At 42.9% G+C, this 13,361-nt stretch carries 12 protein-coding genes and 1 pseudogene; all 13 read right to left on the bottom strand.

Annotated elements, in window-relative coordinates:
* Positions 1-51: 51 nt before the first annotated feature.
* A pseudogene (locus tag GJB62_RS38250) lies at positions 52-168 on the bottom strand (aldo/keto reductase); the annotation flags it as partial.
* A gap of 139 nt (positions 169-307) precedes the next feature.
* A complete protein-coding gene (locus GJB62_RS31625) occupies positions 308-733 on the bottom strand; it encodes a nuclear transport factor 2 family protein (RefSeq protein WP_114085996.1) in 426 nt (141 codons plus the stop codon).
* A 26-nt stretch (positions 734-759) separates the two neighbouring features.
* Positions 760-1,638 carry an alpha/beta hydrolase gene (locus GJB62_RS31620; RefSeq protein ID WP_114085995.1) on the bottom strand — a complete coding sequence of 293 codons (879 nt, stop codon included), beginning with the start codon at positions 1,636-1,638 and terminating at the stop codon, positions 760-762.
* A gap of 29 nt (positions 1,639-1,667) precedes the next feature.
* Positions 1,668-2,684, bottom strand: a complete 1,017-nt coding sequence (locus GJB62_RS31615; RefSeq protein ID WP_114085994.1) for an alpha/beta fold hydrolase — start codon at positions 2,682-2,684, stop codon at positions 1,668-1,670.
* 42 nt (positions 2,685-2,726) lie between these two features.
* Entirely contained in the window at positions 2,727-4,304 is a 1,578-nt protein-coding gene (locus tag GJB62_RS31610) for a GMC family oxidoreductase N-terminal domain-containing protein (protein WP_114085993.1), read from the bottom strand.
* A 48-nt stretch (positions 4,305-4,352) separates the two neighbouring features.
* The gene (locus GJB62_RS31605) at positions 4,353-5,900 is read right to left on the bottom strand and encodes a GMC family oxidoreductase N-terminal domain-containing protein (RefSeq protein ID WP_114085992.1); all 1,548 of its coding nucleotides are present in this window, start codon (positions 5,898-5,900) and stop codon (positions 4,353-4,355) included.
* Entirely contained in the window at positions 5,897-6,232 is a 336-nt protein-coding gene (locus tag GJB62_RS31600; RefSeq protein WP_114085991.1) for a Nif11-like leader peptide family natural product precursor, read from the bottom strand. The genes GJB62_RS31605 and GJB62_RS31600 overlap by 4 nt, the downstream gene beginning before the upstream one ends.
* A 10-nt stretch (positions 6,233-6,242) precedes the next feature.
* On the bottom strand, positions 6,243-6,557 hold the full coding sequence (locus tag GJB62_RS31595) for a Nif11-like leader peptide family natural product precursor (RefSeq protein ID WP_114085990.1): 315 nt from the start codon (positions 6,555-6,557) through the stop codon (positions 6,243-6,245).
* 14 nt (positions 6,558-6,571) lie between these two features.
* Positions 6,572-7,270 (bottom strand): EthD domain-containing protein, encoded by a 699-nt coding sequence (locus tag GJB62_RS31590; RefSeq protein WP_114085989.1) that lies wholly within the window; start codon positions 7,268-7,270, stop codon positions 6,572-6,574.
* Positions 7,271-7,392: 122 nt separating this feature from the next.
* Entirely contained in the window at positions 7,393-9,099 is a 1,707-nt protein-coding gene (locus GJB62_RS31585; protein WP_114085988.1) for a thiamine pyrophosphate-binding protein, read from the bottom strand.
* Positions 9,100-9,175: 76 nt separating this feature from the next.
* Positions 9,176-10,027, bottom strand: a complete 852-nt coding sequence (locus tag GJB62_RS31580) for a type 1 glutamine amidotransferase domain-containing protein (RefSeq protein ID WP_114085987.1) — start codon at positions 10,025-10,027, stop codon at positions 9,176-9,178.
* A 4-nt stretch (positions 10,028-10,031) separates the two neighbouring features.
* Entirely contained in the window at positions 10,032-10,703 is a 672-nt protein-coding gene (locus GJB62_RS31575; RefSeq protein WP_114085986.1) for a DJ-1/PfpI family protein, read from the bottom strand.
* A gap of 10 nt (positions 10,704-10,713) precedes the next feature.
* The gene (locus GJB62_RS31570) at positions 10,714-12,729 is read right to left on the bottom strand and encodes an N-acyl-D-glucosamine 2-epimerase (RefSeq protein ID WP_114085985.1); all 2,016 of its coding nucleotides are present in this window, start codon (positions 12,727-12,729) and stop codon (positions 10,714-10,716) included.
* Positions 12,730-13,361 lie beyond the last annotated feature (632 nt).

The raw sequence follows: 13,361 nt of genomic DNA, 5'->3' as shown, positions 1-13,361 counted from the left end.
TGTTTTTCTTTCGCTGTCGAGTGCAGGCATTTGCCCAGCATCGTAGCGATCAAGCGAATATTCGATTTGGAGCCAGCCAATCGGGTGAACACGTTGGGCTTCGGTTCCTGCTTCCGAAAATCCGATATGGCAGACATAGCCCGCTGCCTCGACCATTTCGGCGATCGCGAGACTGTAAAAGTCCGACATCCCCATCAGTCCTGAACTGAGAGCAGAGACGTTTGGACTGTTCTTACCGAGAGTGCATGTTTGCATAACTTTGCTTTAAGAAGTGATAACAAAAGGACACAACGTAATGTAGCATCAATCAATCTTCAGCTGGTGGAGTGAGTCCGAGCTGCCCGAAGAAGTCGAACCGATCGAAGTAGAGGTGGTACTCGACAATTAGCCCGTCCTCAAATCGCCAGAAATCAGATGCTGAGATATCGATGCTTCTGCCAGTAGGGGGCAAGTCGCCACTGGGCATAGCTAGCGGACCAGTCATGGTTCCAGTAGCGTGCAGCTCGAAGGCAAGCGTCCGATCTGACTCCACTGCCATACCACGAATTTCGTGGGTGAAGTCCGGTATCGCACGGAAGTGCATTAACATCCACTCTCGGTAGGCTTCGCCTCCAGTAAACGACCCTATGGGCGTGTGGATGTTGGCTGACGGAGCGATCGCGGCAACTACCTCATCTAGCTCGTGTGCGTTGAGTGCCGTGAAGAACTGCTTTGCCTGTGCGAGTAAAGACATACGAATACTTCTCCTGTCGTGTCGGCTTAAACCATTGGGTGCTTTTGCAGAAAAGCCAGTGCCGCTTGTCCGACTTCTATGGGATTCATGCTTTGCATACCGTGAGTGGCATTCATGATGCCGCACCGTTCGGCTTGCGGCAGCCAGTTCATGAGAAACTCCTGAGTCTCTCGAAAACCAGGCATTGCGGCTTCACTGTCTAGCCCCATCACAGCTAAGACTGGCATAGTCGGTTTTTTCTCTACTAGCCGATCTGCCTCTGACATTCTGAATCCCCAATTAGAAATTGCCGGAAAATCTACGGTGAAAGCTATATTGGCATCAACAGCAACTCTATTCCACACATCGAGTGGATTTGTCATATCGACAGCGCTCAAGAAACTGAGTCCGCAGACATCCACCATGTAACGTTGAGCAGCACCCAGGCGATCGCCAGCTTTAAACAGATCCATCGCTCGATTGAAAGCATTCACGTTAGCCTCAACCGCCTCTGGAGATTCTCTAGGCAGATATGGTTCGAGCAGAATGGCAGAATGCACCATTTCAGGATAGGAAAGCATGAATTGGAAGCCGATTACGCCACCAAACGAAAAAGCCAGAATATGGGCTTTCTCAATCCCTAGATGCTCCAGCAGTTGTTTGGAATGTTCTACACCTTCCTCAATGCTCAAACTATCTTTCTCTAGAGTGCTGCCATTGTAGCCAGATCTGTAGTAACTAATAAATTTGTACTTTTCAAAAAGCTGGGGACAAAACTGTAGCGGTGTAATCAGGCTGTCAGCAATATTCGTGCCATGAATGCACAGTACGGGTTCGCCATTGCCCAACACTGCGTATCTGAGTTCGGCGTTTTTGACTTTTGCCCGCTGGTTATGCTCAATTGACCAATCTCGACCGATATACATTATTGTCTCCTATGGAAATAGTAAAGAAGTTAAGCTGTTAGCACTTGCCGTAGAACATCGTCCATTGCCTGTCTGTCTTGCTCGGTCAGGGCGAATGTTGTCAAGTGACCGCCGATGCTGTTAACTTCCCAATATTTGGCGTTGGGAATCCTGTCAGCATCTCGCTTGCATTCTTCAGGCGGAAACATCCGATCACCAGTGAAAGCAACCACGAACATTTGTGCTTTGATTTGGCTCAGTGCGGCGGACAAATCGCTGCCAGCGCTGGGGTCTGCGGCACGAGTCTTGCGCGATTGATTAATCAAATTGTTGGGGTCTTGGGGGAGCATAAAAGCTTCCCAGAAGCGAGAAACAAAGTCGTCCAGGGAAGCAAAGCCAATAGTACGCCAGACTTCCTCGCCTTCACGGTAGAATCCGAGCGGTGGTAGTGTCAGGGCCATGACGTGTGCTTGACGGCGCAATCCGGCTTGCACAGCCTGGGGATCGGTGTAGAAGCCGTTGTTCCAAGCTAGATCGGATAAGAGCGGCTCCTCAATTGCCGTACGCAACCACAGAACAGTCCAAGGTGAAGGCTTGGGAGCGCCTGCGATCGAAGCAGCACGCTTGACCATATGGGGAAAGCGGACTGCCCACTCATAAGTTTGAAGTGCGCCTACAGACCAGCCGAGAACTAAATACAGTTCGTCAATTCCGAATTTCTCAGTTACGAGCCGCTGTTGAGCGATTACGTCATCAGCGATATGAGTTTGTGGGAAGGCTCCTCTATCGAATGGTGGTGCTGTGTTGCTGGGTGAGGACGAGACACCGTTGCCGAGCAGCCCAGGTAAGATGATGAAGTATTGGCGCGGATCTAACGGACGGTTCTCGCCAATAAAGATTTCTAGAGCTTCTGGCGCACCACCTAAAAAATGTGGAAATAGAATTGCATTGTCTTTCGCTGCGTTCAAGTTTCCGTGGGTTTTGTACGCCAATTTGGCATTTGGAAGGATGAATCCGGTTGATAGTTGGAAGTTCCCTAGATCGAAGATTTCTGTTTGTTCCGGCATATTTCTAACTCTGTTGATAAAAATTTGTTGTTGGAATTATTCTTAAAATTGCTGTTTGATAAAATCTGCTACTCTCTCGCCAATCATGACGATTGATGTGTGGGGGTTGGATGAGGGTATAGAGGGCATTACTGAAGCATCAGCTACACGCAATCCTTCTACACCGTAAACTTTCAGTTGCGAGTCTACAACTGCCATACGGTCAATACCCATTTTGCAAGACCCTACGTAGTGGTAGTAAGAACCTATATTGTTAATAACCCAATTTCTTAGTGCTTCTTTGTTGTTGACTTCTGGACCTGGGTTTATTTCTGTCAAACCCAATTTAGCAAAGGCTTTAGTTTGATAAATCTCGCGTGCTATTTTCACCATAGTTACCATGCGATCAATATCCGATCTTTCTGCTCCATAATTGGCATTAATCAGAGGATTAGCCATAGGATCGCTACTTGCCAAACGCACCCACCCACGTGATAACGGGCGTACTAAACCAGGTAGTGCCAAAATGATTCTCGGATCGACTAACTGACTCACTGACGCAATTGGTTGATTAGTTTGAAGACGCTGGATCACGTTACCGAAAAATGATTCACCAAATGGGGCGCGATGAACCAGACAAATTTCTAAATCGGGAACCAGCATTGATGCTTCAGATTTCCAAAATAAGGCAACCTCAGTCATGTTACCCTTGGGATCTGCTCCTGGTTCAGACATCATGCCCATAGGACCGATAATTAGTGGATGGTCGTGAAAATTTTCTCCTACACCTGGTAGATTTACTACGGTGGGTATATTGAATTGTTGGAGCTGTTCTGGATTGCCGATACCAGAAAGCAGCAATAATTTTGGCGATTGAATTGCACCAGCACAAACAATCACTTCTTGACTGGCTCTAGCAGTTTTTAAAACTCCATCCTGCTGATACTCGACTCCCACACAACGATTTTTTTCTATCAACAGTTTTGTAGCTTGGGAACTGCTACTTAAACTTACGTTAGGTCGAGTTAAAGCTGGTTCTAAATATGCAGTTCTGACTCCAGCGCGTCTGCCGTTTTTAATATCTACATGATGCCAACCAACGCCAAAATCCTCGGCATTAAAATCTTTGACGTAAGGATATCCCAGTTCTACACAGGCATCGATGAAAGCTTGTGAAGTTGGGTTGCCTTCGTATTTGGCATCAATGACATTAATTGGACCACCTCTACCCGCAGTAGGGTTGGTGTCGTCTTCCTGATTTTCTAGTTTTTGAAAATAGGGAAGTACTTCTTTAAAAGACCAACCAGAACAACCATTGTAAGCCCAATCAGCGAAATCAGAGGCTTTACCTCTGGTATGAATCATGTGATAAATATTGGAAGTTCCACCGATAAGTTTGCCAGCCGCAGAATAGATTTGTCTGTTAGCAAGCCCTGGCTGGGGAACGCTCATGTAAGCCCAATCAATTTCGGTTAATAATAACTCATTCCAGCGATAGGGAACCTCAATTGCTTCCAACATCTGAGTGCCGCCAGCTTCTAAAATTAAGATTTTGGCATCAGGAAATTCACTCAAACGATAGCCAACAGTTGCACCTGCTGCACCCGAACCGACAATAATAAAATCAAAATTATCTGTCACGATCGCTTCTTACCCCATTAACTAATTTTTGGTTTTGGTTTCACCGAACTACCGAGCGGCAATAATCATATCCGCTGCTTTTTCAGCGATCGCGATGGTAGGAGCATTAGTGTTACCGCTAGTAATCGTCGGCATAATTGAAGCATCTGCAACTCGCAGTCCTTCTACTCCATAAACCTGAAGCAAAGGATTGACAACAGCATCGTTATCGCCTCCCATTTTGCAAGTCCCAACTGGATGCCAAACAGTGGAAGCAACTTGACAGATATATGCCCTTAATTCCGCTTTGCCAGTTACAGCAATTCCTGGGGCTAATTCTTCACCTCGAAATTCATCAAAGGGACGGGTATTGACTAATTCTCTAGATAATTCAACTCCTCGAATTAAAACATCGAGATCGGCTTCAGATTGTAAATAATTAGGACGCAGGACGGCTAAATCTTTGGGATTGTTAGATATTAAAGAGACAGTACCTCGGCTTTGCGGTTGGACTAAAATTGGTGCGAAAGTAAAACCAGGGCTATCTACTCGATACTGGGGTTCTACAAATTGTACAGGACCAAAAAAGAATTGCAGATTAGGTGAGTTTGTACTTAAATCGATGTTACTGTTGGTGTAAGTAAACAAACCTGCTTCAGAAAGAAGGTTAGGTACGGGTTGTTCTTGCTTGCACCTATATCCGACTCCAAATAGTAAATGATCTTGCAGATTTTTGCCAACTCCTGGTAAATCTACTATCAGGGGAATACCATGAGCTTGCAAATGTTCAGCAGATCCAACACCGGAAAGCATCAGCAGTTTAGGAGATTCAAATGCACCACAACTCAGAATGACTTCCGATTCAGCTTTAACTTGGTGAAAGTTGCCGTCTTGCAGATATTCCACTCCAATAGCTCGTTGTTTAGCGAATAAAAGCCGAGTGACTTGCGCGTTAGTTGCTACTGTAAAAGTAGGGTGTCCGAAAATTGGTCTGAGAAAAGCAACAGCCGTACTGCAACGCCGATTGTCTTGAGTGCGAGTGGATTGATAGAAAAATGCGCCATTTTCCTGTTGTTCGCCGTTGCAGTCCCACCCATTACCCGCATAACCTAATTCCATCGCTGCTGATACGAAAGCCTGAGATACAGGTGCAGGATTGCGATAGTTAATGACGTGTAAAGGACCACCTACTCCGTGGTAGGCAGATTCTCCGCCTTCATAATCTTCCGACTTCTTGAAATATGATAAAACTTCTTGGTAACTCCAACCTTCATTTCCCAAATATTTCCAGCGATCATAATCGCGACGATTGCCCCGAATATACATCATGGCATTGATCGAAGTCCCGCCACCCAAAACCTTGCCTTGAGCAATCGAGATGCGGCGATCACCTAAACTTGGTTCTGGTTCAGTTGAATACCCCCAATCTGCATTAGAACCCCACAGAGAAGTCATCGATTGCATATCTGTATTGTGGATGGCAGGGTTATTATCTGGATTACCTGCTTCCAGTAACAAAACGCTACAACCCAAATTTTTAATCAGTCGGTAAGCAATAACACAACCAGCCGCACCAGCGCCTACAATAATGTAATCAAATGTATGTTCGAAATTCATTTACTAATCCACCTTTTGCCCTGGTTTAGAAACGCATTTATTTCTTCTTGGGACAAACTATCAATTACATTAACAGCAAGATATTCAAGGTAGTACTTGCCCCACATTGTTTCCCACAAACTAAACGTTAGATCGAAATTCTCTCCTAGCTTATCTGCTAAAAAAATCTCGACTCCCCAAACAGTATCGTCAAACTCTTGCTCGGTAAACTTATAACCCGCTCGCTCTGCATATACCAAAACATCAGGTTTGGAGAGAGCTTTCAATTGATTTTGTAACTCAGGTTGTCGAACAAGACTTTGCAAAAAATTAACTACTTCTATTCTCGCCATAGGATTTTCACTAACTAAGAAACTGTTTTAGTTCCATATTAGAAAAAGTACGAAATAATTCCTCAACAACATATTGCAGACGATATTTGCCCCACATACGCTGCCACAAACTACTGTAAGCATTGATTTCCTCGCCCATTTTCTCTGTAATAATCTGAGCTTCCATGCTTCCAATAACAGCAGATAATTCCTCACTGCTAAAGCCATAACCCAAACTTTTAGCATGTAAAATAACTTCAGGTAAGTTCTTCTGCTCAAATTTTTCTAGCAGAGCAGTATCGTTAGTACAGGCTCTTAAAAAATTAATTACGTTTTCCTTAGACATAAATCGAATCCCCTTTAGCGAAATTCTGGGCCAATAATCCAAGTTTCAGTTGTCACCATAGTATGAACATACTTAGCTTCAAACAGATGCCCAAATTCTGGCAAAATTAGATTTTGATATTCTGGTGAATTGAAAGCTGTCTCAAGAGATGGCAAATCGTTAAACCAAAGCTGCGATACGCAATCGAGAATAGATTCACCAATCGTATAAAAATTATCGCGGACGTGACATTGAAGATAGCGCCGTAGACCTGGAAGTTTCATGACTTTAGCAGCATGACTATTCAACATGGTTTGGCGAAATTCAGCTAATGACATCCCAGCTTTTCGCTTAACCATTATCAAAACCTTGATTGTATTAAAGTCTCTTTGTAACGGTTCTCCTACCATCAAAACGTGAGCAGTTGTATCTAGTCCAACTGTGCGCCAGAAGGCTGCCCAATTAGGTTCATCTCTCCGCGCTCCTTCTAGAAACTCTTTAGATTGCAATGAAGCGATTTGTTCTGCTTCATTTTCTAACCAAATTTCAGCAACGCCACTGAAAAGAGGATCTTCTGGTTCTGGTCCAAAGGGAATTCTCAAATCAATTAAATATCTTCTAATTTGAGGAATTTGGCTGGCGTAATTAACAGCATGAACATTAATCCAATAGTCTTGGAAGTCTTTCTCACTCATGCTTGGTTTAGGATGAGCAAATATTAATTGATGGATCATGACATAACTCTTTTTCAGTTAGTACTAATTTTGTTCAATTTTTTGATTTATTGTTTCTAGTTCTGCGAAAGACTACGGCTTCGAAAATCTGTTAACTCCAATTCCGCTAGCAACTTACGTAATTACTGTCCGCACGGAACACCAATCATTTCAGGGTGAACATCTGCTTCTAAAACCACATCGATAAGGAATGGTCCCTTGTGGGCTAATGCCTTTTGGATAGCTGGGGCTATCTCTTCAGTTTTTTCAACCCGAATCCCCTGGACACCCATCGAACGAGCCATTTCGTCAAAGCGAAGATCTGGCTTAGACAAATCAAAACTTAGGGGATAAGCATAGTTTGGTAGACCCTGCTGTTGCCAGTAGGCTTGGATATTTAACTGCAACAACCTGTAAGAACGGTTATTACAGATAACAAACTTGGCATCAACATTGTAACGAGCCGCTGACCACAGAGCTTGAATTGTATACATGGCACCACCATCTCCCGTCACGCCAATCACCATTTTGTCCGGATTAGCAAGTTTAGCACCGATCGCCCCTGGAATTCCCACACCTAACGAACCACCACGAGTAAGAAAATATTGCTCTGGCTTGCTTGGAGGTAAATAGCGTGTAAGCTGGGGGGAACAAGTGAGAGCTTCATCGAAGATAATTGCATCTTCTGGTAAGTGAGTTGCCAGTTCTTCTGCAAAGCGGGAGAAATGTATGGGTACACTATCCCTCACACTACGATCTTGTTCTAGCTCGCGTTTGCGTTGCGCTTCTTTGGCTTGTCCAATTTCTGCAATTCTCGCCCTAGCAGCTTCTTTCTGCTTAGATGTCATAACTGCGTCCAAGATAGCCGCTAGTTTAGCGAGGGTAAGTTTCGGATCGCTGACCAAACCCAAGTTTACTAGGTGATTTTTAGCAATCTCGTAGGCATTGAGATCGATATGAATGACTTTTGCTCCAGGTGTAAAGATATTGCCCAGCTCGGCGAATACCTCTGGTAAGAGGTAGGTTCCACAAACTAAGCTGACATCACCTTTAGAGGTGATAAGTCGGCTTTGAGAGCCAAACATATGTCCTGTCATACCTTGATAAAGAGGATGGACATAGTTCATATTCAACTCGCCAGCATCAGCTTCCCACACCTCTGCACCTAAAATTTCAGCAACGTAGGTTAGCTCATTCTGTGCGCCAGAATAAGCCACGCCATCTCCTACAAAAAACATCGGCTTTTGAGCAGATGCTAACATTGCTGCTACAGTTTTGAGAGATTCTTCATCTGGCACAACTCTGGTCGATGGAAATGAGGTTGGTCTGACTTCTTCCACTACAGGCGCATCCAAAATATCCATAGGTAGGCAAACATATACAGGCCCCATTGGTGGAGTGGCAGCAATCTTAATAGCCCGTCGCAAAACCCGCAGCAACGAAGATGGTTCCATCACCATTGTTGACCACTTGGTAACTGGCTCGGCAAAAGCTACTAAGTCTCCTGCCATCTGAGCGTCCATCGCCTGATATTTGATGCCTGCATCACCACCAATCACTACCAGTGGTGAGTGACCTCGGTATGCTTGGTAAAGTGCGCCGATCGCATTTCCTAAACCAGGGGTACTATGAATTTGCACCAAAGCAGGCTTTTTAGTTGCTCTAGCATAACCATCTGCTGCCATCACAGCGACGGATTCTTGCAATGTCAAGATGTATTTCAGGTCTGGATATTCCCGAATAGCATCCAAAAATCCTTCTTCTGATGTGCCAGGGTTACCAAATATGTAATGGATGCCATCTGCCAAAAATTGTTCGAGAATTGCAAAGCGGCCTGTTTTGTTAGTCATGGATTTTACCTTCTGCAACTATTAATTGCATACAGTGTTTATCGTGCAGTACCATCCAGATATTTAAAATCCGACTTTACCAGCCATAGCGCTTGAGTCCTTTTTCTAGGACTTCCACCAATTTCTGACCAGTGAGATAAGAGTCTGGCGTAGAGCGCCCCGTAATAAACGGATAGTCAACAATCACTGATGTTGGTCTACCGACATTGCCATGATACTGTCCGTCTGGCCCTGTAGCATCACGGAGTATGTATTCTAGAGGATAGAATGGCGTGCCAAAGTTAATATTGTTCAGACATGGGTCGATGTTAGTACCGTTAAATCCCGTACCATTTTTGTAGTCATATTCCAGGCAATGGCCTGTGACGTGTTTACCCCAAATAATGCTCTTGCGATCGCCAATGTCACGGGCAAATGCCAGACATGAAACGCCGTAACATTCTGCGGCGACTGGCTTACCCATTTGGTAAAAACTGAGGATGAGATCGTGTACTCTCTGGTTGTCAGCTAAATCAACCATCGGACCACTACCACCGACAATAAGAATGGCATCGTATGACTGCAAATCTCTTTGTTGCACTTCATCTAGTTGTCTGTAATATTCCTCCATTTCCCGTAAGAATTTTGGTGAACTCCAATAAGGTCTTTCTGGGAGCCACTCTCTAAGATTTTTTGGGTTGTTTAACCGTGGATTGTTGGTGTCATCTAATTGTCTGACCTTATCAGCCATATCTTGTGTAGTGACTGGTCTCCCTAATGGTGGGTCAACAAAAGTAGGGTCCATGCTTACCCCGAGTGCTACAGGTCTTTTGCCATTTGGGGTAGCGAAGTCAACTTGATACCCAGTTGCATCAAAGGTTTCTAGGGGGCCTACTAGTTCTTCTCCCCAGTAACCCCACTCTGATAGCACAATCAGAATTTTGGTCATCGGATCATCTCCTTTGTGTTTCTACGCAACATTGTTCTTGAGATGCGATTTGGTGAGCGATCGCATCAATAAAAGCATACACATCATGTCCAGCTCGTCCTGTTACTAGGTCTTGATCAACCACAATATTTCCAGGATCATTTGGTTGAGAATTTACAGGTGGTGGTACGTAAACAGCACCAGCATTAGTAATATCGGCCAGCACCACTTCATGACAGATTACTCTTCGTCCTCGGAGTAGTTCTGGCATTGGAGTCAGTAACCACAATCCATGACAGAGTAAAGCTTTGATAATCTTGTGATTTGCCATTGCTTGAGCAAAAAACTGAACTGCTGGTGCAGTACGAGTTTGCTCTGGACTAATCTCCTGTCCTGATGGTGGTTCAAAGTAGCGCAGACGTACACTGGTGTAGTTAGCAGCCATAATTACAGCAGCATATTCATTAATATCTACTTTCTGAAAGTCAATGTTTACATCAAGATATTGCAGAGATTCACCAACTTCATCCACATCACTGACAAATCGTACACTTTCATTTCCCCAAAGCCGAGACATGAAATGCACAGTCGCCCCAAGTTCCTGAAAGTGTTGCCGATAAGCTGCAATTTCCTGAGGAATGAACTCCGTTTCTACAAGGATGGCGACTTTCTTTCCTTCTAGCATTTGGGTCACCATAACTTATCTCCTAAGTCTTGGGTGTAAATTCCACAATGATTTCTGCTTCTGAACCAAGTTCAAATTCTTTCTCTCCCAGTTCAATTTGAAAATTATCAGGATCGATTGTGGTACGATCGCTACCATTAATGCTGACTCTGCTCACTTCCAAAGTATTGGGTCTAAAAAAATCTGGTAAAACATTGAGAGAGCGCTGGCGACAATGTTTGTCAGGTTTGAAATACAAACAGAAGGGTTCTTTTGTCACATAGCTACTGATATAGATATGAGCCAAATAATTTAGCTCAAAGGCATGGTATCCAGAAATTGCATGTCCGCCTTTTTGTGCATACTGTCCTGAAGTAATTGCATCTCCACTCTCGCTGACTCGGAAGAAAATACCTTTATTATCTTGGTCAAGAAAGAATAGATTCCAAAATGCGGCTGTTTCTCGTGCTAACCGCAAATACTCTTGTTTTTGTTCATGAATCTCATTACTGCAACCATGAAGAATTAAGTAGGCTAATAGAGCTTGTTCTTGTTGCCAAAAGTCTTTAGTGTTGAACCAAGGAAATTCTAGTGGCGTTCCATTTTGAGGATTACGTTCTAAAGTATCAAAGATTCCACCCCTAAATAAATCTACGCCAATCTCTGCCATCTTCATGCCTAAATTGTCTGTTAGCTTCATCAACTTATCAGCTAAACGTTGTAATTCTTCGGCTTCTTGCGCGTTACCAGCGGCAGATTGGACGGCTAAGGAGTAATAATAGTTAGCAACACGAGTCAGGTTCCAGGCTATCTTCAAATTGTGCCCAACAACGGCACGATTTTGTTGCCATCGCCAATTATGGTCTGGTTTCCAATCTCGCAAAAATCGCTCATTCACAAATGGAACGTTAGGATCTGGATCGGTAAATCTATCGGCAATGATTGTGGAGACTGTTTTGAGAATCTTTTTGCAGGTTTCTAAAAATTTCCCAATTTCTTCATGACCATGATCAGTTAATGGCAAAGGTTCTAATGCCAAAATCACGTTAATTAAATAAGCCGGTATATGATCCCCAATCGAGTTCCAATTTTTTCTGGCTTGGTTATCACCAAGAGCAGGACTATCCCAATTTAACGTCACATAATCAAGGTGTGAAAAATAATCACCGTAAGCATGTTTACCGTACTGTGATTCTGGATCAGTGAAGAAATCATTAAAGACACGAACAGTCCGCTTGATATCATCAAGTACTTCCCAATCTAAAGTGATTCGATAGTACTGAGCTAATCCAGCTAAGGCGTAAATTTGTTCGTAAAGTGGGATTGTATCTCTATCATCCTCATTGAGAGAACGTATATACAACTGATAACTGTACTTTGTCTTGCGCTTGCCAAATGCCCAAAAACAATGTTTGCCATCAGATGTCAAACTGCGAAAAGTTTCACGTTGGTATTGAACTCCAGCACGAGCCGCTGAAAGATAGCGTTCACTTCCAGTTAGCAAGTAAGCAGAGGAAAGACCATAGATCAGTCTGGAAAGAGTAGCAGATTCTTGAATCTCATCATCTGTTGGTAAACCGATGATATTTAGGTTAGTTCGGTAAAGAGCAAAATCATCTATTTCATAGGTTTGTTTATTTGGAAATAAAAAACCTAACCAACTATCTGCTAGACGGGCAATTTGGGTCAGCCACCAGTGAGTTTGCTCAAAAACTAATTCGTCTTGACCTCTATATGAATTTAGTAAGTTAACAATGCGGGCATCATATTGGCGGCTACCATTATTTTCTAGATACACCCCTTGCAAAACTACTAAGCTATCCGACTGGATGTATTTTCTCACTAAATCAGCTGGTGAGGACTGATGAAAATCTTCAGGAGTTGGGACGCGATCGCGGTTTATACCATCCAAATTTTGTAAAAATTGAAATCGTGTTTCCGTACTAACTGCAACCAGGAATTCATCTCCACTACGGCATTTAATACTAAATTTTCCTTGCTCCTGTGCAATATCAGTAACTTTGCCCATTAGGGTTGTGTTCACAGTAAATTGCTTCATAAATCCCTTCCTGTAATTTTGTATTAAAATTCTTTGCTTAAATTAGCTCGCTTGAAACCTCATTAATAGATCCGTCCGCAAATTAAATTTGCGTAAAGAAAGATAGAATGTAAATTTTAATCTCTGTAAATTCTAATATTTACCAAATATTGCTATTAAAGGATTCTTATACTTTAGATTGGTTTGCCCTGCTAAATATTCAAGATTACGGCTATTGTCTAAGTTGGCAATATATTCTATATCTATGTCTAAATGCCAACAAATATTAAACCAGTAAATCAAAATCTTGTTTCAAAAAAATCAGTCCAATGAAGCGCAGTTATCAAAAATAATTTTTAGGTCTGACTTCATATTCATAAGTATCTAGGTAAATGCAAAATCTCTGTTAATTACATACCCTTAAATTGCAAACCCTTAATTTATCTTCGCAGATTCCTTATCAGATACCAATTTAAATCTGCTAACCAAATAGATAATCAAGCAGGTAGTAATAAAATTGCAACTCTTGTTAACTAGTAATTAGTTCTAAGATAGTTGAAGCTATCTATATGAACTTAGTACGAATTTAGTTTATAAAAAAACAGCAATCCTCTACCTTGAGTTAGATAATGTTTGGTATCTCAATATACAAA

Source organism: Nostoc sp. ATCC 53789, from assembly GCF_009873495.1.
Lineage (GTDB): Bacteria > Cyanobacteriota > Cyanobacteriia > Cyanobacteriales > Nostocaceae > Nostoc > Nostoc muscorum_A.
Note: the sequence above shows the minus strand (reverse complement) of the source record. Positions and strands in the feature narration are given on the sequence as shown.

Coding starts and splice junctions, on each gene's coding strand:
- GJB62_RS31625 (WP_114085996.1), bottom strand. CDS start 733: ATGTCTTTACTCGCACAGGCAAAGCAGTTCTTCACGGCACTCAACGCA.
- GJB62_RS31620 (WP_114085995.1), bottom strand. CDS start 1,638: ATGTATATCGGTCGAGATTGGTCAATTGAGCATAACCAGCGGGCAAAA.
- GJB62_RS31615 (WP_114085994.1), bottom strand. CDS start 2,684: ATGCCGGAACAAACAGAAATCTTCGATCTAGGGAACTTCCAACTATCA.
- GJB62_RS31605 (WP_114085992.1), bottom strand. CDS start 5,900: ATGAATTTCGAACATACATTTGATTACATTATTGTAGGCGCTGGTGCG.
- GJB62_RS31600 (WP_114085991.1), bottom strand. CDS start 6,232: ATGGCGAGAATAGAAGTAGTTAATTTTTTGCAAAGTCTTGTTCGACAA.
- GJB62_RS31595 (WP_114085990.1), bottom strand. CDS start 6,557: ATGTCTAAGGAAAACGTAATTAATTTTTTAAGAGCCTGTACTAACGAT.
- GJB62_RS31590 (WP_114085989.1), bottom strand. CDS start 7,270: ATGATCCATCAATTAATATTTGCTCATCCTAAACCAAGCATGAGTGAG.
- GJB62_RS31585 (WP_114085988.1), bottom strand. CDS start 9,099: ATGACTAACAAAACAGGCCGCTTTGCAATTCTCGAACAATTTTTGGCA.
- GJB62_RS31580 (WP_114085987.1), bottom strand. CDS start 10,027: ATGACCAAAATTCTGATTGTGCTATCAGAGTGGGGTTACTGGGGAGAA.
- GJB62_RS31575 (WP_114085986.1), bottom strand. CDS start 10,703: ATGGTGACCCAAATGCTAGAAGGAAAGAAAGTCGCCATCCTTGTAGAA.
- GJB62_RS31570 (WP_114085985.1), bottom strand. CDS start 12,729: ATGAAGCAATTTACTGTGAACACAACCCTAATGGGCAAAGTTACTGAT.